Source organism: uncultured Dysgonomonas sp., from assembly GCF_900079725.1.
Taxonomy (GTDB): Bacteria; Bacteroidota; Bacteroidia; order Bacteroidales; family Dysgonomonadaceae; genus Dysgonomonas.
Window position 1 is genome coordinate 2,433,919 of sequence record NZ_LT599032.1, and the last position, 20,633, is coordinate 2,454,551.

Below are 20,633 nucleotides of genomic sequence, written 5' to 3' on the forward strand. Positions count from 1 at the left end.
TAGAGTAACACATGGAAAAGCAGGTAAAAAATATCTCCCCGTTGCGAACAGCAGGGAGATTCCACCCTTAGAGATCAGAATGTCCTTTTTGTACATAGAGAAAGTAGGATAAAGCCCATATTTTTGCAGCCATTATTAGAGAATTAAATGAAAGAATACAAAGTCATATTACCAAGAAAAGAGCTTATGCCATTCATTAGCTACTATTGGATATTTGAAGAAGATGGTATAAACAACTATACGGAAATAGTTATTCCTATCGGTTGTATGCAACTCGTTTTCCATATGGGAACGCCGCCATTTTCTACATTGACAAATGATTACCAGCCTATCACATTTGTAGAAGGGCATATGGCTTCTCATTCTAATTTGACATACCATAATCATTGCAAGCAGGTCGTAGTTGTTTTTACACCTCAAGGCTCACATGCCTTTTTCAATATTCCTATGCTTGAGTTTTACAATAGATATGTATCTGTTGAAGACCTAAATGATAAATCACAGGTAGAGCTGCGTGATAAAATATTGGATATGCAGGATAAATGTTCTGCTATTTCAATGATTGAAGATTTTTTTATGAATAAAATTCAAACGAATTACAACTTCAATCGGATTTGTTTTGCTGTTAATGAATTAGAAAAGGTTAATCCTGTAAGTATAAAGGAACTTTCAAAAAAAAGCTGTCTAAGTTATAAGCAATTCAAGAGAATATTCTATAATCACGTTGGCATTAATCCCAAAGAATTTGCGCGAATAATCCGCTTTCAGCGATCAATGAATTATATGCAAACAAATAAAAATATAACATCCACCTTATTGGCAGAGAAGGCAGGTTATTATGATGAATCGCACTTATTGCGAGAATTCAAACTACTCACAGGCTATACGCCTAATGAGTATGCACTTAATTGCCTGACTTATTCCGATTATTTTATAGTGTAATTATGAATCAATATACTTTAAAAAATTATATCCATTTTAATACTACATCATATTATGAGAATCTTTAATATAATCACCAACGGCGTACTTCTAATAATAATCGCCATAATACATAACCTTACGGTAATAGAACCCGATAACGGAGGCACACAATTTTCAAGAATGGCTGAGACATACTTCTATAAAGTCAGTCCCGGAGCCGAGCTTTTACCGATAGTTGAGGCAAAGACAAGTTTTGCAGACGTTGAAATACTTGTAATCTTCTGGTTCTTATATTTTGGATTGCTTTTAATACCTCTCGGGTTATTAATACATTCTATTGAACGGAAAGGTGGGACTTTACCACTCGTATTTACTATATCATATCTTCTGTTTGTGCTTGTCGGAGTTTATATGATGCCTAATTCCGGAATGACATTCATCATGTTACCTCATGCTATTTACATGTTGGTAATAAATCAGATAAGAGCCCGGAAAAATCGGAATGTAGAGGTCAAAGATTAAAACAATATGAAAACTAAACTGATTAAACTTGATGGTATATTATTGATATTACTGGCCATATTTCACCTTTCATTTTGGGAGTTATTCAATTGGCAGGAAGAATTGCCCAAGTTAAGCGACACAAATAGTGGAATTATGCAAATATCTACTATTGGGTTTGCATCTATTCTTTTCCCTTTGGGAATAATTTTGATACGTTATTGTATTGAAATAGCTAATACAAAGTTAGGAAAAGCCCTATTATTGGCTCTGTCATTCTTTTTTCTTATAAGGACTATTGTCGAATATATATTCCCGGGAAGTTCTATCGAATTGGGTGTATTCCTGTTTTTATGTACACTTTTGTTCCTAGTGCCTGCCCTGCATTGATAAAGGCTAAAAATTAAAGAAAATCATTAAGCTTTACTTTATACCCCTAAAATCTGCTCACAAGATTCCAGTTAAATCACAATAAAAAAAGGAATGGCGAAAATAAAGTGAAACTTTCCTTAATACTAAAATAGAATATGACTGAATATTTTTATGATGATACGAAAAAAGAGCTGCCTTCTTATCAACTGCATAGATTATTCCTGTTAGCTGGTTGGTCGGATGGTTCAGAAAGCCCTGAAATACTGGATAAATTCAATTTGCCGTTTATAAATTCAACTTTGGTTATATCAGCATGGCGAGATGATAGACTTCTTGGTGTTGTCAGGGTGCTTAGTGATAAAACAGTAAGATCAGTAATTTATGATTTGGTGATCGAACCGGAGTTTCAAAGAAAAGGTATAGGCCGTGAGTTAATAAAACGGTGTATTCAACAATACCCAAAATCGGAATGGTTAGTTCAAACCGAAGAAGATACCGCAGGTTTTTACGAAAAGATGGGATTTGACAGATATAAAAATTCCATTTTAAGAATTCCTTCCAAATGGTTTAAAAAAGAAACTTAAATTATAGAATTGACCGAAATAAATGTCAAATGTATAAGAAATGAATAAAACAGCAATTATCTATACATCAAAGCATGGAACGACTGAGAAAGTAGCCCGATTGGTTGCCCAAAAAAGTGAAGGTAAAATTGCTCTGATGTCATTGGAACAAAATAGTAATAATGATATCGACACCTTCGATATCATTATACTGGGAACGCCTATTTATGCAGGAACACCCCGAAAAGCGATGACTAATTTTTGCAAAATGAATCAAGAGAAGCTATTAGAAAAAACAATCGGGCTTTTTATTTGTGGAATGGAACCCGGCTTAGATATCCGGAATAAACAAATAATAAACGCTTATTCTGAACCATTACGTCAACATGCCAGAACAGCCACATTTTTAGGCGGTGAATTCTTATTTGATGAAATGAATTTCTTTGAAAGACTTATTGTCAAAAAGATATCAAAAGCAACAAGTTCCATTTCTTCAATAGAATATAGCGCCATTGAGAAGTTTGCAAAAGAAATTAAAATATGAAAACGAAAAATAACGAATTATGAAATCATTAGAAGAAAGTGTTGTCATAGCAATGGATACAACAGACACCGCGATTTTCCCTTACCTTCCCTATATTTTACAGGATTTTTGGGAAATAGGTACTTCACCCAAAGAAGTCATAACACTACTTGAGAGACAAAAATTGAATCACGCGCAATTAGACGTGCTAGATTTAGGCTGCGGGAAAGGAGCAGTTTCAATAGGGCTGGCTGATAAATTAAGGCATCACTGTTTAGGAATTGATGGTATAGAGGAATTTATCAGTGAAGCAAACAGCGCGGCAAAAGAACATGCAGTGGATACTCTATGTGAATTCAGGGTTGGCGACATTAGAAAGGAGATCAAAGATTTAGGTAAATACGATATTATAATACTTGGCGCAATCGGGCAGGTATTCGGGAACTATTATGAAACCCTTACTACCATGCTACCCCATTTGAAAGATAGCGGTGTAATCATTATTGATGATGGCTATATTGAAAATAATGATGAAGTATCACAATCTTCGATACTGAACAAGGAAGAATTGCTGTATCAGGTAGAGGAAGCCGGAATGGTAATCTGTGACGAAATAAAAGCCGGTCAGGAAGTATTTGATAACAATGAAGAAGACCTTCGGTTATTAGTACAAAGATGCGAGGAACTAAAGGTTAAATATCCGGAGAAGACATCCCTATTTCAGAGCTACATTGAAAATCAAAGAAAAGAATACACAACACTGGAACAGGATATCATTTGTTCGATCATGTTGATAAAAAGAAATGTAATAGCCTGATGATGAGCATTCATAATTTAAAATCCGGACAATAGCTAATCATCATATCCGTGCTGTATGGAAGAACCGAAAGCCCGAATTCCGTCTTTGTATAAAAGAAACTTTTCCGGGCGTTTTTTTAGCGCTCATCACATTATTAATGAAGAATTAATAATGAAAGATAAAAATTAACTATGGAGAACGAAGAATTTAATAATAAGCTAACGACTATCAGCTAAAAGCTATCAACTAACATATAAACAAATAATCATTTCATAAATTAAACCAAATCTGTTATGAAAATAACCAAAACACAAAACAAACGAGTAAAGTGCTGTACCGAATGGCAGATATACGCCCTTGTGCTGGTCTTGTTCCTGTTACCTCTCTTCTATGCGGGGGCAGGTAACAGTCGGGGACGGAACCCCTCCGCAGGACTTTTCCATCCTGGAGGTCGTGTCCAACGGTACGGGAGGTTTCCGCCTGCCACGTCTTACAAACGGGCAGCGCCAGACCCTCGAAGAATCCACAGCCTTCCAGACCGAGATTGTTGGCAAGGGCAAGGGGCTGACTATCTACAACACCTCTGTCGACTGTGTGGAATACTGGAACGGTATCAGGTGGATTAGCATCTGTACGGGAGGCTCTTCCTTTATAGGAGGAGACTGCGCCAGCTCCAACTCCCTGGCCGGAGGGGAAACGATCCACTGTGAGATAACTGACTCCAACTGCCTGACAGACGGGGAATATGTCTTTACCATTGTCTCAGGGACTGACTATATCTCCCTGAGGGTTATTGATGCCGGGGCAGGTGAGTTTGACCTGACCTTTGAACCCAATGACCGTGCCAGTGACCGCCAGGCTATTGTAATGGTCACCAGTCCCTGCGGTACCAGTGAATTTTTCGTCTATACCCAAAAGGGCGACGATACAGGTTGCGGAACAACGACCGTACCCGCTATCAAAAGCCTGGATGATATTACAGCGATGTGCTCTGGCGGAGCTGTCTACCTTTATCTGGAGGGATACCCGGCAGCAGGTACTTACATATGGACACTCAATGGGCAACAGGTAGGTACAGGCTACAACTATACGGCTACACAACCGGGAAAATATATTGTATACGGAGATAAAATAGGCTGCGATAACAACCGGTCGATACGCGTGACACTGGACGGTACGGGAGCGCCGTCACCTATATCCATTATCGTGAGGGGTAACAACGGACTTGTCTGTGGAGCAGGTGGTACAACCACCCTGATAGCATCCTCGCCAGCTTCAGGTATCGTGCGTTGGTTTAAGGACGGGGTATTGCAGCCACTTACCTCTCCCCATAACGAGGTAGAGGCTGGTGTGGGCTCATGGTTTGCTGTGGTCAGTGATGGCAGTTGCTGGTCGACACCGTCTGAAACGGTAACAGTATCAGAGGCGCTTAACTGCGCGCTGGGCATCCAGCTATCGGGCGGGAGTGTGAATGCTGCCGGACAGACGGAACTTGTCTTTGTTTCCGCGGTGGGTATTGCCCCTGCCTCGCAACCGCTTACGGTAAGCTGGCAACCGAATGATGCAGACCTTATCGTTAGCAGTATGGTGATTGGCGCAAACGGTTTCCCATCTGGCGTGGGTGAGCCACACGGCAATATTGTGGGTGGGAACGGCGGCACGGGTACGGTAACCTATACGATACAACCCGCAGGGTTCACTGCATTGGAAGTGGATGAGTCGCAGGGTGGCAATCCTTTCCTGGAGAAAGTATCGAAAGTGGACTTTACCACTACTAACGGTATTTCGTATGCAACGGCAAGCGTATTCTTACGGCAGATAAACTATAACCTGCTTACCGATGTAAGAGGCGGTTATATCCTGGACGCACAGACGGAAACCCTGAGAGTACGTGCCAATTTCGGCTGGACGATAACAGCAGTGGCAGACCCTGACAATATCCTGCAAGACGGAAGCAGCCTTGTCGGTAGGACAGGTGGTAACAATACCACAACGGGCGATGCAGTCAATTTTACTATGGTGGCGAAGGATTTGCAAGCTCCCAAAATCGGCAAGACGGCAACGATCACCTTTTCCCGTAGGCAAGACGGCTCGACGTGGGATGTGGTTATTACGGCGGAGGAAGCCCTGTATGTGGGTTACTTTGGCGGCGCACTCGTGGCAACGATCGAAGGAGTTTGGCAGTTTCAATACCCGTTGTATGTGCAGAGCGAGGATGAATCGGAGGGCAGTCAATGGAAAACGTCAAATACTATTTCGCCACCAACAAGCGAATGGAATGGCAAGAGGAATACATATAACTTGAACTCAACGGCTCACCCGGCAGCTTATCTGTGTATGCAAAAGAACGGAGCGGCAATAAGCAGTGTTTACGATCCGAATTATAACTGGTATCTACCTGCCCAGCAACAGCTAATGGCCATTTGGGTAGCCCATGCCAGCTTTGAAAGCCAATATCAATTCAACTCTACATTCTTAAATTCGATCTATTGGAGTTCTACGACGGACAGAACCAGGGACATCAATGTCGGTGTCAGGGACATCAATGTCGGTGTCAGGTACGTCAACTTCGAGAATGGAACCAGTAGCTACGACGAGAGGACTAATCCGCGCCGTGTGCGTTGTGTCAGGGAATTACCATAACCTTATTTTGAATTTAATAAACTTAAAAAAACATAGAAAATGAAACGGATTTTGATCATGGCATTATTCATCGGACTGTTGGTTCCGGCGGGGCTTAAGGCGCAAAAGGTATATAGGGATGCAAGCGACCGGCTTATCCTTGACCTGACGGTCGCTGCCGGAATGCCTGCGGATGCGGTAACAAACACATCCAAAACATCGGTTTACGCGTTATTTAATCCCAGCGCTTCTTCGACTTTGATACCAAATAATGACCATAACGGCACTATAAACGCGGATGTATTCCAGAAGTTGGAAGTAGCTCCGCATGACATGAACGATGCCGGAGTAATAGGTACGACAGGGCCATTTACGATGAACTGGATAACGGCATTCAACGGGTGTAAGAATTCTTCTTACAACGGCGGCGGCTGGCGGTTACCGACACAGCGGGAACTGATGCTTATTTGGATTTTCTATCCTGCGTTTAAAAGCCTCTTTGTCTACGAAACGATGTTCACAGCTGATGGCAACTATTTGAGTTCTACGCAGGGCAGCAGTGACAGTAGCAGCTGGTTCATATGGTACATCAACTTCTATGATGGGAGCGCACATCAAGTCGGTAATACGGCTCAGGGGTACCGTGCACGTTGTGTCAGGGAATTACCATAACCCTATTTTGAATTTAATAAACTTAAAAAAAGGCATAGAAAATGAAATGGATTTTGATTATGGCATTATTTATCGGGCTGTTGGCTCCGGCGGGGCTTTACGCCCAGAAGGTATATAAGGAGGGCAGTAAGGCTATCCTCGATTTGACCGTAGCCGCCGGTATGCCTGCAGATGCGGAAACAAACACGTCCAAAATATTGGTTTACGCCTTATTATTTCTTTTATTATTAGAAATAGAATGTGATATAAACTATTTTGGAGATATAGTGGAAATTCTATCAAATGCTTTTGCTATTGCTGTTTTCGGGTATTTTTTAGAAGCTATTTATGATATGGGGCAGACTTTATTTACTTTAGTCGATTTCGACAATAAAAAAGAGTAGTATACACTAAAATTGTGCATCTTCCTCGCAAGGAGTAAGAAATGATGAGAACTGAAAAGATGAGAAAGATTTTTCACTCTGTCCCCTACAACTGCCCCCTTGTGATAAAATAAAAAACTCAATCATCTGATACACAGGATAATCGAGTTTTTTCGTGGTGCCACCAGTAACAGAACTATACTGTTAAGTGGCTTATTTTATGAAAGTTATATTTTACAAAAAGAATTGTATCTCCTATTGAGTCACCATGAACTTACTTCAATTTGCTATAGTTTTCTGATGGTCGGACTCTAAGTACGAAGATAAGCAATATTCAAAAGATACAAACCATTTTACTCAATAATATTTTAAAACTAACTAAACGATATTAATACTTTCGGAAAAGAAGCCAACAGAAACTAAAACCAATAAACGCTATCTGAAATTTTCGAGTATAAAAGAATATTATTACATTTGTGTAAATATTTTCAGCTATGGAGGATAAATTTTCAGCGTTAGAGAAATTTAATTTTTGGAATGGTAATGTACCTGAACTAGGATTTGCCAGAAAGGATTATACAGACAGGATATTTGATTATACTGGTAATAAGCTCGTGAAAGTACTGGTCGGCCAACGTCGTGCCGGAAAAAGCTACATTCTTCGCCAAATAGCAGACAGACTAATAAAGAGTGGAGTAGATTCCCGGAATATATTTTATATAAATAAAGAATTTATCGATTTTGATTTTATTAATGATTATAGAGAGTTGGAGTCTGTATTGAAATTATATAAGGAGAAGCTTCGTCCGGAAGAGAAGGTATGGCTATTCATTGATGAGATACAAAATATTGACGGTTGGGAACATTTTGTTAATTCTTATTCTCAGAATTTTACGGATGTTCACGAGATATTTATAAGTGGTTCCAATTCAAAAATGTTATCCGGAGAACTGGCTACACTTCTCTCAGGGCGCTATGTCAATTTTGAGATATTCCCGTTCAGTTACAATGAATACATAGGGATAACAAATAAAGAGCAGGTTAAGCAGAGCTATATAGAATATATGGAAAGCGGAGCATTACCCGAATTATTTGTTTTGCCCAATGATGAAACCAAACGTAATTATATCTCAGCCATAAAAGACACTGTCTTACTACGTGATATCATCCAACGCCATAGTATCAAAGATCCCAAATTACTGGAAGATATTTTTATCTATTTGGTAAATAATGCATCGAACTTGGTTTCAATAACTAACATCGTTAATTACATGAAAAGTAGCGGACGTAAAACCACCTATGATACAGTATCCAATTATATCGGCTATATCGAGGATACTTTTCTAGTACACCGTGCCGAGCGTTATGATATCCGGGGAAAAGAAACAATCTCAGGCAACAATAAGTATTATATAAATGACCTGTCCTTTAAAAACTACCTGTATCCCGGATTTGGCTACGGAATAGGCTATAAGTTAGAAAACCTTGTATACCTGGAACTCCGCCGTGCAGGATATGAGATATATGTGGGAGCTATGCGAGATAAAGAAATCGATTTTGTTGCAAAAAAATCCGATAGGGTTATATACTTGCAAAGCACCTATCTATTAGTCGATGAACAAACAATCCGCCGTGAATATTCACCTTTGGAAACCATACCTGATAATTATGAAAAGGTCGTTGTTTCGCTTGATGACATATCCTTGCCTTCCAATAATGGGATACGACATATTCAGGCATGGAAACTCAGAGAATTTTTATAATTTGGAGGTATTATATGTTAATTTAAGAAGCGTGAAGCCGTTCAATATCCATTTAGGTGGCCGGCAAAAGCCATTTAACGGGATATAACAACCTCACGCTAATTATTAAAAAGATATTTCCGATAAAATATTTCTGAAATTCTGTATTTTTTGAAAATGAAATTATCTATATATAAAAAGAAAGTGTTAAAAAAGAATTCCATTTTTAGCATTTATTTGAATATTAATTTATAAATTCGGAGAATATAAAGTAACCTCTCAAAAAGAATACCATGAAAAAGCTCTTGTTTGTTTTGCCTGTCTTTTTGATAACATCTTTTCTTAATGCCCAGACAGGGGATAATCCATTCAGTAAATTCGGGTATGATGTATTAGTTGGAACTTCATCAAAAGGAGAGTTTGAAGAATTCCACGACAAAAAAGATATTGTAGAGATTGGCTCTATCTTATATGATACTAAAACTAAAAAGATAATAAAGCTTTTAGACAAAGATTCTACGACTATTGATATTTCAGCAGCAACTACTGCGATGTCAATAGACCCTATGTGCGAAAAATACTATTGGATTTCTCCATATGCTTATGTCGCTAATAATCCGATTAAATTTATTGATCCTGACGGACGGGTTATCATAATTCATTATGGAGGGAAAACACCTTTTTATTTCAATGGTTCAAATGCAGCACAAGCTCCTAATAATGCCTTTGTTCAAAAAGCTATACAATCATATAATTATAATATTGCTAATGGAGGTGGGGAAAGTATGAAAGCTTTGGCAACAAGCAAAGAAACTGGTGTGCATCTAAAACAATATTCAGAAAATAAACATATTGCAGGAACTGTTTTTTGGAATCCAGAACAAGCAAGTAAAACAGCCGAAGGATATACACGTTCGCCAGCGACGAATTTAGAACATGAAATGGATCATGGGATTGGTTATGTGACAGATAAAGAGGCACACAAGAACAGAGCAGAAACCCCAGATAAACAATATGGGACAGCCGAAGAAAGAAGAGTAATTACAGGGGCAGAAGCAAAAACGGCTCAAGGAAATAAAGAATATCCGGCAGGATATACAAGAAAAGACCATGATTCACATGGGCATATTAAAGTAAACGACCCTACAAAAACAACTCCTACTCAAACACAACAAACACAGCAACAAAATAACCCATCTCTGTTGGAGAGACTTAAAAAATTGTTTGAATGAGAAATTTAATTATAATACCTTTTACGTTATTGCTTATATCATGTACTTCTCAAAATAAGGATATGAACAATTCTGGTGAGCAAAAGGCAGATACTATATTTATTACTTACTTTCAACATAGTGTAGATTCTGATGTAGCCATTACTTGTGATAAGATAGCTTCAATTCAAAAAGACCATCTTGAAAATGACTACAATTCATATTTTGAATATGGAATGATACCTTTAGTTATAGATACTTTTATTGTCAATTCTGAATATATAGAAAAGATAGATTCATTACTACAATTAAGAGAAAAAATAGAAACCTTCAATGATGATAAACGTATGCTTGTATCAATAAAACGGCATAATGGGAAGAATGATGAACTGTGCATAGGTAATTTTTTAGCTCCTAAAGTTTATTATAATAATGAACCTTATATTATTGCCGATGAACTTATATTTATTTTAAGATACAAAAGCGGCTATTACAGATGGAATGACCCTAACTTATTTCAAGAACTAAATAATCATAAGGAAATAAAGAAAGAACTTGAGGAACAATTGATCGTAGATGATGAATTTAGAAAAGAGAAGGAAAAAATTCTATTGAATCAAGCAATCGAATAAATTTTATGAAATATTTACTCTTATTACTGATATGTTTGTGTACAATTATGACACAAGCACAAGAGGATATATTCCGAAGGCATTATAAAGATGCTTTTGGAGAAATAAATAAAATGTTGAATAATAAGGATACTGTAAATTTTTGCAAAGCCGTTTTCCTAACTGAAAATGCCTATTGTGATAATAAAATGAATATAACAGATTTTGATGAATACATTGAAATTTGTAGTCTTATGTGTGATGAAATAGCTAAATCAGAAAATATTGTATATACAGAAAAAGATAAGGAAAGAGCAATGGCTCAATGTGCAGCTTTTGTATTTATGACGGATTCGGTAGTTATGGTAACTGATGAAGGTGTCAAAATTCGCCCTCCATTTTCTTATAACTCCGAAGATTTTGCAGGACAAAAGGAATGGTCTAATACCTTTGTATCAACATTGATGCAGACACAAAAAGGTAATTGTCATTCCCTGCCCTATCTTTATAAGATCATTATGAATGAATTAGGCTATGAATCACACTTAGCATTAGCACCCAATCATATTTATATTAAAGCGAACAACAAAAAAGTAGGCTGGTATAATATAGAACTTACCTGTGGCGATTTTCCCACCGATGCGTGGCTAATGGCTTCGGGCTATATACATACCAATGCTATCCGAAACGGAACCTATATGCGCGCCCTGTCTGAAAAAGAATCCGTAGCCATGACATTAGTCGATTTAGCACAAGGCTATCAAGCAAAATTTGGTATTGAGGACGGAAGTTTTATGTTGATGTGTTGCAATACAGCATTAAAACATTTTCCTAATTATATTAATGCTTTATTACTAAAAGGAGAGATTCTAACCGAATTATACAGGAAATCTGAAGACCCCGAACTAATGAGCCAAATGACAGAACGATATACACACATACATGAATTAGGTTACAGGAAGATGCCTGATGAAATGTATATGAAATGGCTCGATACCCTCAAAGACAATACCGACAGCAGAATGAAATCCGTAATAGTAAAAAAATAATTCTTATGCGGATATTTCTTACAATATGGATATTATGCTTATGCTATACATATAATTGTATGGCGCAGGCTACTTTGCCAGTTATAGACTCTTTTGGAAAAAATAAGCCTGTTGTGAATACTCCTGTTATACCGACAAGCCCGACTATCAGAAATAACGCAAATCCCCATGACCCGACAAGCCTAACCAATATACAACAAAGAAATGCAGCGTTAATAAAAGAAGTAAACGAATTAGAAGTCCAAAAAGAAATACAAAAGCAGAGTGATATTCTGATGCTGACACATAACGGCTTTTCCATGCAATCCGATAATGTCGGCACTTCAAATTATTATAATGCCTTTACCGAAATACAGAAGATGCTTACAGGAGAACAGTCCTTAAATCTGGGCAAAGCTATTTTCCTTGTCGAAAATGCTTATTATGATAATGCCTACATATACGAAGACTACCAAAATTCCATAAAGGATATTGCAGAACTATGTAATGAGAAAATAGAAGAAGATAAGCTAGACAAGAATGATAACCTTGTTAAAAACATGATGATTTTTAGATTCATTTCCGATACCCTTATTATGAAAGATAAGAGTACAGGAAAGAAACTATATCATTATCCTGTGAAATATAACTATGAAGATTATCATTCCCGAAACAGCTATGACAGTCATTTTGTAACAACCCTTATGCATACAGGAAAAGGACAATGTTATTCCATGCCCTTATATTACCTTGTATTAGCGGAAGAAATGGGAGCAGAAGCCTATTGGTCTTTCTCTCCCCGACATACATTTGTGAAAATACAGGACAATGGGGGAAAATGGTATAATATAGAACTGACCTGTAAAGGAGTATTAAGCGATGCACATTATATGAATAACAGCTATATAAAAGCCGAAGCATTACAAAACAAAATATACCTTGAGCCAATGGATAAAACAAATGTAGTGGCTCAAATGCTTATCGAACTGGCAAGGGGATATTATCAAAAATACGGATTGGATGATTTCTATTTACAATGTGCTGATACAGCAATGAAATACCTTAATAATGATTTAGACGTGGAAAAATTTGCTAAAGTTGACCCCATCTCGCCAATCCAAATTGACCCCCATGTAACAATCTAAACTGACCCCCTGGCTGCAGTTTAAATTGACCCCGGTAAAGAAGAGTAAAACAGAAGCTTGTCAGTTTTGTTTTAAAGTGTTAAAATTTTTGTTACTTAAAAGCTGAGCAACAAAAATTTATCATCATGTCTAACAAAACCATTAGTATGTTAAAACTACGACAAGTAATCCGTCTTTATAATCAGGGCAAAGGCACCAAAGCCATTGCCGGAATGTTGTTTATCTCACGCAATACCATTAAGAAGTACCTGCACATATTCCTTAGTTCAGGTCTTAGTTACGAAGCCTTTTCAGGGATGAGCGATCTGGAGTTATCCCAGAAGTTTCTGGTTGCCGCCCATCCTGAGAAGAGCCAGCGTCAAGTAGATCTGGAGGCTCTGCTTCCGGGTATATGCAGGGAACTCAAGCGTAAGGGCGTTACTAAAGAGATGCTCTACAGGCAGTATATAGAGAAGTACCCTGAAGGTTACGGCATCTCCCGCTTTTGCGGTTTTATCCGGTTGTATTTAGCCCAGCATCGTCCTGTTATGCACATCGAACATAAAGCCGGCGACAAGATGTATATCGACTTTACAGGTCAAAAGCTACATCTGGATAATGGAGACGGGACCAAGACAGAGACGGAAGTCTTTGTTGCTATTCTGGGATGTAGCCAACTCACTTATGTGGAAGCAGTAGCCAGCCAGAAGAAAGAAGACCTGATACGGGCCTGTGAGAACGCTCTGATCTATTTTGAGGGCGCACCTTTGGTGGTTGTACCCGATAACTTGAGAGCAGCCGTAACCAAGGGCAGTAAATACGAAGCGGTGTTGAACGAGTCCTTCGCCTGCTTTGCGGAGCATTACTCGATGACAGTCCTTCCGGCAAGGGCTTACAAACCACGGGACAAGTCCCTGGTGGAAGGTGCGGTAAAACTGGTATATAAAACAATCTTTACCAAGCTGGACAAGCGTATCTTCTATGACCTGTCTTCATTGAACGCTGCTATCCGGGTCGCCCTGGAGATACACAACAACACACCTATGTATAAACGGGAGTACAGCCGCAGACAACAGTTCGAAGAGATTGAGCGTGATGTGTTGCAGGACCTGAACCCGATCCGCTATGAGCTGAAAGAACAGGCTCAGCTTACTGTCTGGAAGAACGGATATATACGCTTAGGAGTGGATACCCATTATTACAGCGTCCCCTATAAATATATCGGAAAAACAGTCAAAGTCCTTTATACTTCGCAGTCAGTAGAGGTTTACTACCGGCATGAACTCATTGCCCAACATGTGCGTAACAGACGTAAATACCAATATACGACCAACACGGAACATCTGGCCTCCCAACACCAGTTCCTGACCGAGTGGTCTGCCGAGAAGTTTATATCCCAGGCTATGGATATACATGAGGATGTGGCTGAGTATATAGCCAAAGTGCTGGAGGAAAAAACATACCCTGAGCAGGCCTACAAGTCTTGTTCAGGCATACTAAGTTTCTCCAGGCGGGTGGGTAACGAACGCCTGATAGATGCCTGCCGCTGTGCCCAAGCCTTCGGGCAATACGGATACAGGGTAATAGAAGAGATCCTGAACAAGCGTCTGGATAAGCTAAAACTGGAGGATGAAGCTGCACGCATACCCAATCATAAAAATATCAGGGGCAAAGACTATTATCAGTAAACATTTAAACCAAGAATAAATCATGAACAATCAAACATTGGACAAGTTACGCCAGATGCGCTTATTTGGCATGTATGAAGCTTTTAAGACCAACCTGGAAGGCTCCATTAAAGAGACATTAACACCTGATCAGTTTATCGCTATGCTGGTAAACAGTGAATGGGATGACCGTAAGAATAAGTCCATAGCCAGGCTTATTAAACTGGCCAACTTCCGTTACAAGGCATCATTGGAACAACTGGACTACTCTGTAGAAAGGGGGCTGGATAAGAATGAAGTACACAGGCTGGCTTCTTTAGACTTTATCAAGGAACACAAGGATCTGTTTATTACAGGTAGTACGGGGACAGGCAAGAGCTATCTGGCATCTGCATTAGGCTTTCATGCCTGTCAGATGGGATACAGGGTGCTATACGCTTCAACAGCTAAATTGATGGGCCAGCTTAAACTGGCTAAAGCCAAAGGTACCAACCTGACTGAACTCAAGAGGATAGAAAGGACAGACCTGCTTATTTTGGATGATTTTGGATTGCAACCTTTTGACTCACAGGCAAGAGTTACATTGCTGGATATCATAGAAGACAGGCACGGGAAAAGGTCTACGCTGATTACATCCCAGATACCTGTCAAGGAATGGTATGACATTATAGGAGAGAAAACCATTGCGGATGCTGTATTGGACAGGATAGTACATCAATCACTGAGGGTTGAACTACATGGTGAATCACTCAGAAGAAAAAAATCTAATCAGGAATGTTTATATTTGTAAAAATTAATTAGTAAAAACCGACAAAAATGATGGCTTTTTACAAACAAAAAATGACTGCTTTTTTTACTCCTAAACAAAAACTTTCCAAGGGGTCAATTTAGATTGGCGGATGGGGGTCTATTTTAGTGTTATTTCCAAGACGGTATAATGCTGAAATCACAGTATCAAACAAGGCTTACCCTTACATTAGCGCATTTATTGAATGCCCCAAAGCCCGAAGATATGAAAAACAAATCTCCCGAAGCATATAAGCATTTTGAACTGATGCAGGACTTTTACAGGCAAATAGATAATCTGGGCTATGAAGAATTGCCCGAAGACTTATATGCCCGATGGCTTGATTATATCGAAAAAGAAAAGGCCAAATCTGAAAAACTGCCCTCTATATTTATCCCGAAGAAAGGCGGATAAAATTTATTTCTACATTTGTATTTAAAATAGTAGAATTATTAATCGTAACCCATAGAATTTATATTCTATAATCGCACCCATGATAGACCGTATAAAATTTTTAATCAAAGATGTTGATTTTGATATAGTAGAACGTTTAGATTTAACGCTTGATGCACTTTACAAGAAAAAATACGAAAGTGAGGTATATGAAGGAAATATTGGCAATTTGACTATTAAGTACCGCAAATCCTCGGAAGATAAGATTTTAACGATAAACGGTTCTTTGCATAAATATTACAAGGGTAATAATTTCTCATCCTTTACAATAGATGAAGCTAAAAAAGCGATTCTTCAATTAGAAGAAAAAGTCGGAATTAGTAAAGACCGCTTTATGGTACAAAATATAGAACTTGGGTTGAATATTCGTATGCCAAGAACTCCAATGAAGTATATATACACTATAAAGAGCTATAAATTCAAAGACTTTATACCAATGACACCATACGAAACTAAAGTAATGGGGTATAGATGTAAGTTTACAAATTATGAAATTAAGTTCTATGATAAAACTTATGACGCTAAAGTACAAGATAAGCAGATAGCTCCAAAAAACACCTTACGATATGAAATAAAGATGAAAAATAAGTATGCGACCAGAAAAGGATTTATAGAAGTAACAGCAGAAAAAATATTTGATGGGATATATCTTCCAAAGGCAAAACGCCTTATGGATAATATATTTAAGGAACTTGACTTTTTAGATTTATCATGTAATCACGAAGGGATAGAACCCAATGAAGTAAAAGAATATTTCTTCATAAAATCAGATAACTATAAATTCTATATCGAATATTTAAAAGAACTTGAAGAAAAAGACCCGAAGAAAAAGGTATATAAAAATGCAATGGATGCAAAAAGGAGATTAGTTAAGAAAGTAAGACCTAATTTGACAGGAGAACTTACAGGAGAATTAAAAGAAAAATTCGCAAAAGGCATAGAGGCTCTTTCCAAAAAATGAACAGGAGTTTATAAATAATTACACAATCCAATATAGGGGAAAAAGTTGTATAAAATAAAATAGATTTATAGTATATATATGTAAAGTTCCGTACTGTTTAATGATACTTTTAGGCAAACAAGATATATATTATATATATCGTTTTAAATAGTATGATTGCTTTACATATCGTCTAAACAACCTTAAAATATTATTTTATTAACCGTGTTTTATAATATTAAAGTTGTAATTTTAAAATCAGAGGTTTGCCCTAAAGTATCATTAAACAGATAAAACATATTTGTAGAACACAAATAAATCAAACTATTATAATGAAACATATTGAAGAACTTGTTGGAAACTACTTAAAACTAAATACTGATTACGCATTATTTATAACAGGAAAATGGGGTATCGGAAAAACATATTATTATAATAACACTTTAGTTTCTTTAATTAAAAATACAGAGATAAATAATTATGAAAAAAACAATTCTAAAAAATTTATTCCTGTATATATATCATTATTTGGCATAAAAACCATTGAAGATTTACAGACTCAAATATTATTATCTATTTATAAGATTAATGGGAAGAAAGCTAAATTGGCAACATCTATCGCTAGTGCTTGTATAAGAGGATTTGCTTCATATCATAATGTTGAGATAGAAACTTCGGATATTCTTCCTAATACCTTAAATATACGGGGATTTGATGATTTAATATTATGCTTTGATGATATAGAAAGAAAAAATGATGAGTTAAATATAAAAGAACTAGCAGGGTATATAAATTTACTACTAGAAAACTATTCTGCAAAAATCATATTAATTGCCAATGAGAAAGAAATTAAGGATAATAAAACAACGGAAGGAAAAAATAATTGGAAAGAAATAAAAGATAAAATTGTAGGTAATACTATTGAATTTAATCCCGATTTATCTTTTTCTATTAATGGTATAATTGAAAGTCTTAATACAAATAGTGATTATAGATCATATTTAAAAGAAGAATTAGATTTCATTTTGGAAACGTTTTCCAAAACTTCTCTAAATCTTAGAACCTTAAAATATGCCCTATCCTGTTTTCAAACTGTCTTTAATTTAATAGAGCCTTTATTGGATAAATATACTGAAATTAAAAACAATAAAGCTGAAATATTAAAATCATTACTATATTTTACAATTGTTATTTCAGAAGAATATCGCTTAGGGAAAATAACGTATTCGGAAAACAACGGCATAGATAATTGTTGGAGTTTTCTTTGGTTAGAGGATTTTCACTCTAATAACGGAACAGTAGAACTTACAGAAGATAATCAATCTTATGCCGGGCAATATTATCATAAGTATTATGCACCTGCTATGCCGACCTTTTACCAATCAATTTATGATTTTGTTACTGGAGGTGCAATTTTTCATAAAGAAAGTTTTATTGAACAATTGAAAAAAGACTATCATGTATATGATAACTCAAAGTCTAAAATAGAAATATTATTTGATGTATTATCAAGAGATAATTGCTTCTTATTATCAGAAAAGGAATATAGAGAAAGAACTAAGGAATTGCTTAGTTATATAGAAAAAGGATTATATTCTGACCCTGAAAGATATGTGAATTGTCTATATTTTGTTTTGAGGTTTGACAATATCTTAAACTACAATCCCGCACGTTTAGTAAAAAGGATTAAAATAGGTCTAAATAAAGCGGATATCAATTTTAGATATTATGAATCCTTTAAGGATAGGCTTCATGCTTCAAGAAATGAAAAGGACTCTTTAGCTGAATATAAAACAGAAATAATAAACTGTTTAGATTTAAAATATCAAAAATATCAAAAGATTATTGACAAAACTAAAATTGAAGAATATGAAGATATGTGTAAAAAAAGCATATATGATTTTTGCTTATTCCTTTATGACAAAGGTATTCATGGAATACTTGATAAAATAGATACAAAGGTATTTTATCTCTCATTTATTAGAGCAAATACAGAAGCTAAATATAAAGTAACTGGATGTATAGATGTTGTTTTAAGTAAATATTCAAATATATATTATTTAAAGGATTTCTTACCTTTCCTCGTTGGTCTCCAATCTCTATTAAAAAAAGGAGAGAAACAATACGCAAAAAAAACAGTTAGCGGATATTGTTATAGGAAATTTCAGGAATCTATAAATGGATATATTGAAAAAATAAACATTGAACTTAAACAATATCAAAACTCAAATTCCTAGATAGTATAGGGTGGTTTCTATTTATTGTATTTGAAAGATGGCTTGTATAGCAATATTTCTGCAACAAATCAAAATACAATAATTCAAAAGCACAAGCATCAATAAAATCTACTCTCTTACGATAGCCCGAAATAAACTGGCAATTTGTAGTTGTCAAAAAGTGTTGGATATTCTTTTCAGAAGTACGCATAGTATAATTAGCGTGAGGTTGTTGTATCCCGTTAAATGGCTTTTGCCGGCTAATTTACCCTCTAAAGCCGTTGCAATCTCTTTTAGTGTTATGTGTTGTTTTTCTACTTCGATGCGGTTAGGTTTGCCATGAAACGCCAAATATAAAACAGGATAGTTTTTATAAGTTCCTTTTGTGAATTGTTGTAAGCGTTTGTAGAATTCTTCTTTAGTATCGCATTTATAATATACATATTTGATATTAGCAAAAGTACGAAGTAATTCGAGCATTGGTTTTACACTTTGATGGCTTTTCGGATTCTTATTCCAGTTACCCTCTAAACAATAGATATTTCTTTCGTATGTCTTTGTATCACTCATAGTATAATATCGCTAAATACATCATAAAAACGCGGCAAATCCTGCTTCCTTATTATCTCGTCATTGTACACCTCTAGCATTTGAATACTTCTATGGCGGCTGTATTTAGAAACAGTTAGTAATTCACCCTTGTAAGATTTTATTAATTTGGTTATAAAAAAATGACGGAAACCGTGGATACTTCCGTCAATATTTAGATCATTTAGAACTTTCTTTATTATCTCTCGTATGGATTTAGTTGTTAGCCGACTTCCCGAAGAGAAATTACTTCCGCTTCGGAATAAAGCACCCTCTCTTATCCTATTTGTATGTAGATATTCTTTTAATACTTTAATGGTTGAGGGATGCAAATGTATAAGCTCTTTATCGTCCTGCCCCTTACCTATAATAAAAGCGGTCTTATCTTTCAGGTTAATATCGGTTACATTCAGCCGTGTAATTTCTACTTGGCGCAAACCTTGAAATATAAGCAGTGATAAAATAGACTTTAAACGCAAGTTTTGAATTGTCGGCTCTAATGAAGAACAATAATCTACAATCTTAGAAATATCCTCATTGCAAAGACCGTCTTTCTTATGCAGCTTGCTTTGTTTAAATCCTCTTACTTTTGTATTAATCTGAAAAGGGAATCGTTGTAAGTTATTCAGACCATCAATGAAAATCTTAGCGGAAATTAAATACTTGTTTTTTGTGGAAACACTTAGCGTGTCAATAGAACTTAAATAGCGTTTATACTCTAAGTAAGTATTGGAATTAATTCCATGTAATTTTACAAAATGAATGAAATGTTTAATCCGGGTCAGATACTCTTTTCGTGTGTTTTCGGTTATATCTATACAATCAAAAATACTGTTTTTTAATTGTAATACATCATTGTAGTTTACTAACTCCATCGTTTTTAATTTAGTGATTATTTACTAAGTAATTACTTGAAGTTACTAAAAAT

21 protein-coding genes are annotated in these 20,633 nt (G+C 36.3%); 19 read left to right on the top strand and 2 right to left on the bottom strand.

Annotated elements, in window-relative coordinates; translation table 11 throughout:
- The first annotated feature begins 147 nt into the window (after positions 1-147).
- The 19 genes from QZL88_RS09940 (at position 148) to QZL88_RS10030 (ending at position 19,138) form a co-directional block, all read left to right on the top strand.
- Positions 148-942 (top strand): AraC family transcriptional regulator, encoded by a 795-nt coding sequence (locus QZL88_RS09940; RefSeq protein ID WP_296940679.1) that lies wholly within the window; start codon positions 148-150, stop codon positions 940-942.
- Positions 943-996: 54 nt separating this feature from the next.
- Positions 997-1,446, top strand: coding sequence for a DUF6463 family protein (locus QZL88_RS09945; RefSeq protein WP_296940682.1), 450 nt, complete (start codon positions 997-999; stop codon positions 1,444-1,446).
- Positions 1,447-1,452: 6 nt separating this feature from the next.
- Complete coding sequence (locus tag QZL88_RS09950) at positions 1,453-1,815, top strand: hypothetical protein (RefSeq protein ID WP_296940686.1); 363 nt, start codon at positions 1,453-1,455, stop codon at positions 1,813-1,815.
- Positions 1,816-1,952: 137 nt separating this feature from the next.
- Complete coding sequence (locus QZL88_RS09955; RefSeq protein WP_296940687.1) at positions 1,953-2,381, top strand: GNAT family N-acetyltransferase; 429 nt, start codon at positions 1,953-1,955, stop codon at positions 2,379-2,381.
- 40 nt (positions 2,382-2,421) lie between these two features.
- Positions 2,422-2,904, top strand: a complete 483-nt coding sequence (locus QZL88_RS09960) for a flavodoxin domain-containing protein (protein WP_296940689.1) — start codon at positions 2,422-2,424, stop codon at positions 2,902-2,904.
- 19 nt (positions 2,905-2,923) lie between these two features.
- Positions 2,924-3,700: a class I SAM-dependent methyltransferase gene (locus QZL88_RS09965; protein WP_296940691.1), complete on the top strand. Its 777-nt coding sequence runs from the start codon at positions 2,924-2,926 to the stop codon at positions 3,698-3,700.
- Positions 3,701-4,072: 372 nt separating this feature from the next.
- Positions 4,073-6,325 (top strand): DUF1566 domain-containing protein, encoded by a 2,253-nt coding sequence (locus QZL88_RS09970; RefSeq protein WP_296940692.1) that lies wholly within the window; start codon positions 4,073-4,075, stop codon positions 6,323-6,325.
- Positions 6,326-6,364: 39 nt separating this feature from the next.
- Complete coding sequence (locus tag QZL88_RS09975) at positions 6,365-6,976, top strand: DUF1566 domain-containing protein (protein WP_296940695.1); 612 nt, start codon at positions 6,365-6,367, stop codon at positions 6,974-6,976.
- Between the two features lie 41 nt (positions 6,977-7,017).
- Complete coding sequence (locus QZL88_RS09980; RefSeq protein ID WP_296940698.1) at positions 7,018-7,359, top strand: hypothetical protein; 342 nt, start codon at positions 7,018-7,020, stop codon at positions 7,357-7,359.
- Positions 7,360-7,832: 473 nt separating this feature from the next.
- Positions 7,833-9,101: an ATP-binding protein gene (locus tag QZL88_RS09985; RefSeq protein ID WP_296940702.1), complete on the top strand. Its 1,269-nt coding sequence runs from the start codon at positions 7,833-7,835 to the stop codon at positions 9,099-9,101.
- A 272-nt stretch (positions 9,102-9,373) separates the two neighbouring features.
- Entirely contained in the window at positions 9,374-10,312 is a 939-nt protein-coding gene (locus QZL88_RS09990; protein ID WP_296940703.1) for a hypothetical protein, read from the top strand.
- The gene (locus QZL88_RS09995) at positions 10,309-10,923 is read left to right on the top strand and encodes a hypothetical protein (protein WP_296940704.1); all 615 of its coding nucleotides are present in this window, start codon (positions 10,309-10,311) and stop codon (positions 10,921-10,923) included. The genes QZL88_RS09990 and QZL88_RS09995 overlap by 4 nt, the downstream gene beginning before the upstream one ends.
- A gap of 47 nt (positions 10,924-10,970) precedes the next feature.
- Positions 10,971-11,951 (top strand): hypothetical protein, encoded by a 981-nt coding sequence (locus QZL88_RS10000; RefSeq protein ID WP_296940705.1) that lies wholly within the window; start codon positions 10,971-10,973, stop codon positions 11,949-11,951.
- A 5-nt stretch (positions 11,952-11,956) separates the two neighbouring features.
- Entirely contained in the window at positions 11,957-13,075 is a 1,119-nt protein-coding gene (locus QZL88_RS10005; RefSeq protein WP_296940707.1) for a hypothetical protein, read from the top strand.
- A 146-nt stretch (positions 13,076-13,221) separates the two neighbouring features.
- On the top strand, positions 13,222-14,742 hold the full coding sequence (gene istA, locus QZL88_RS10010) for an IS21 family transposase (RefSeq protein WP_296938926.1): 1,521 nt from the start codon (positions 13,222-13,224) through the stop codon (positions 14,740-14,742).
- Positions 14,743-14,764: 22 nt separating this feature from the next.
- On the top strand, positions 14,765-15,511 hold the full coding sequence (gene istB / locus QZL88_RS10015) for an IS21-like element helper ATPase IstB (protein WP_296938925.1): 747 nt from the start codon (positions 14,765-14,767) through the stop codon (positions 15,509-15,511).
- A 222-nt stretch (positions 15,512-15,733) separates the two neighbouring features.
- Positions 15,734-15,922, top strand: a complete 189-nt coding sequence (locus tag QZL88_RS10020) for a hypothetical protein (RefSeq protein WP_296940709.1) — start codon at positions 15,734-15,736, stop codon at positions 15,920-15,922.
- Positions 15,923-16,001: 79 nt separating this feature from the next.
- On the top strand, positions 16,002-16,922 hold the full coding sequence (locus tag QZL88_RS10025; RefSeq protein WP_296940711.1) for a hypothetical protein: 921 nt from the start codon (positions 16,002-16,004) through the stop codon (positions 16,920-16,922).
- A 311-nt stretch (positions 16,923-17,233) separates the two neighbouring features.
- Positions 17,234-19,138 (top strand): P-loop NTPase fold protein, encoded by a 1,905-nt coding sequence (locus QZL88_RS10030; protein WP_296940713.1) that lies wholly within the window; start codon positions 17,234-17,236, stop codon positions 19,136-19,138.
- A 153-nt stretch (positions 19,139-19,291) separates the two neighbouring features.
- Here the strand turns inward: QZL88_RS10030 and QZL88_RS10035 are convergent, their stop codons facing one another.
- Both QZL88_RS10035 and QZL88_RS10040 read right to left on the bottom strand, forming a co-directional pair.
- A complete protein-coding gene (locus tag QZL88_RS10035) occupies positions 19,292-19,687 on the bottom strand; it encodes a DUF6642 family protein (RefSeq protein ID WP_296940714.1) in 396 nt (131 codons plus the stop codon).
- The gene (locus tag QZL88_RS10040) at positions 19,684-20,580 is read right to left on the bottom strand and encodes a tyrosine-type recombinase/integrase (protein WP_296940715.1); all 897 of its coding nucleotides are present in this window, start codon (positions 20,578-20,580) and stop codon (positions 19,684-19,686) included. Before QZL88_RS10040 ends, QZL88_RS10035 begins: the two co-directional genes overlap by 4 nt.
- Between the last annotated feature and the right edge of the window lie 53 nt (positions 20,581-20,633).

Excerpts from the sequence above, each read along its gene's own strand:
- QZL88_RS09985 (WP_296940702.1), top strand. The coding sequence starts at position 7,833 with ATGGAGGATAAATTTTCAGCGTTAGAGAAATTTAATTTTTGGAATGGT.
- QZL88_RS09965 (WP_296940691.1), top strand. The coding sequence starts at position 2,924 with ATGAAATCATTAGAAGAAAGTGTTGTCATAGCAATGGATACAACAGAC.
- istA (WP_296938926.1), top strand. The coding sequence starts at position 13,222 with ATGTTAAAACTACGACAAGTAATCCGTCTTTATAATCAGGGCAAAGGC.
- QZL88_RS10005 (WP_296940707.1), top strand. The coding sequence starts at position 11,957 with ATGCGGATATTTCTTACAATATGGATATTATGCTTATGCTATACATAT.
- QZL88_RS09950 (WP_296940686.1), top strand. The coding sequence starts at position 1,453 with ATGAAAACTAAACTGATTAAACTTGATGGTATATTATTGATATTACTG.
- QZL88_RS09945 (WP_296940682.1), top strand. The coding sequence starts at position 997 with ATGAGAATCTTTAATATAATCACCAACGGCGTACTTCTAATAATAATC.
- QZL88_RS09960 (WP_296940689.1), top strand. The coding sequence starts at position 2,422 with ATGAATAAAACAGCAATTATCTATACATCAAAGCATGGAACGACTGAG.
- QZL88_RS09975 (WP_296940695.1), top strand. The coding sequence starts at position 6,365 with ATGAAACGGATTTTGATCATGGCATTATTCATCGGACTGTTGGTTCCG.
- QZL88_RS10020 (WP_296940709.1), top strand. The coding sequence starts at position 15,734 with ATGAAAAACAAATCTCCCGAAGCATATAAGCATTTTGAACTGATGCAG.
- QZL88_RS09995 (WP_296940704.1), top strand. The coding sequence starts at position 10,309 with ATGAGAAATTTAATTATAATACCTTTTACGTTATTGCTTATATCATGT.
- istB (WP_296938925.1), top strand. The coding sequence starts at position 14,765 with ATGAACAATCAAACATTGGACAAGTTACGCCAGATGCGCTTATTTGGC.
- QZL88_RS09980 (WP_296940698.1), top strand. The coding sequence starts at position 7,018 with ATGAAATGGATTTTGATTATGGCATTATTTATCGGGCTGTTGGCTCCG.
- QZL88_RS09970 (WP_296940692.1), top strand. The coding sequence starts at position 4,073 with ATGCGGGGGCAGGTAACAGTCGGGGACGGAACCCCTCCGCAGGACTTT.
- QZL88_RS10040 (WP_296940715.1), bottom strand. The coding sequence starts at position 20,580 with ATGGAGTTAGTAAACTACAATGATGTATTACAATTAAAAAACAGTATT.
- QZL88_RS10025 (WP_296940711.1), top strand. The coding sequence starts at position 16,002 with ATGATAGACCGTATAAAATTTTTAATCAAAGATGTTGATTTTGATATA.
- QZL88_RS10030 (WP_296940713.1), top strand. The coding sequence starts at position 17,234 with ATGAAACATATTGAAGAACTTGTTGGAAACTACTTAAAACTAAATACT.
- QZL88_RS09990 (WP_296940703.1), top strand. The coding sequence starts at position 9,374 with ATGAAAAAGCTCTTGTTTGTTTTGCCTGTCTTTTTGATAACATCTTTT.
- QZL88_RS10000 (WP_296940705.1), top strand. The coding sequence starts at position 10,971 with ATGACACAAGCACAAGAGGATATATTCCGAAGGCATTATAAAGATGCT.
- QZL88_RS09955 (WP_296940687.1), top strand. The coding sequence starts at position 1,953 with ATGACTGAATATTTTTATGATGATACGAAAAAAGAGCTGCCTTCTTAT.
- QZL88_RS10035 (WP_296940714.1), bottom strand. The coding sequence starts at position 19,687 with ATGAGTGATACAAAGACATACGAAAGAAATATCTATTGTTTAGAGGGT.
- QZL88_RS09940 (WP_296940679.1), top strand. The coding sequence starts at position 148 with ATGAAAGAATACAAAGTCATATTACCAAGAAAAGAGCTTATGCCATTC.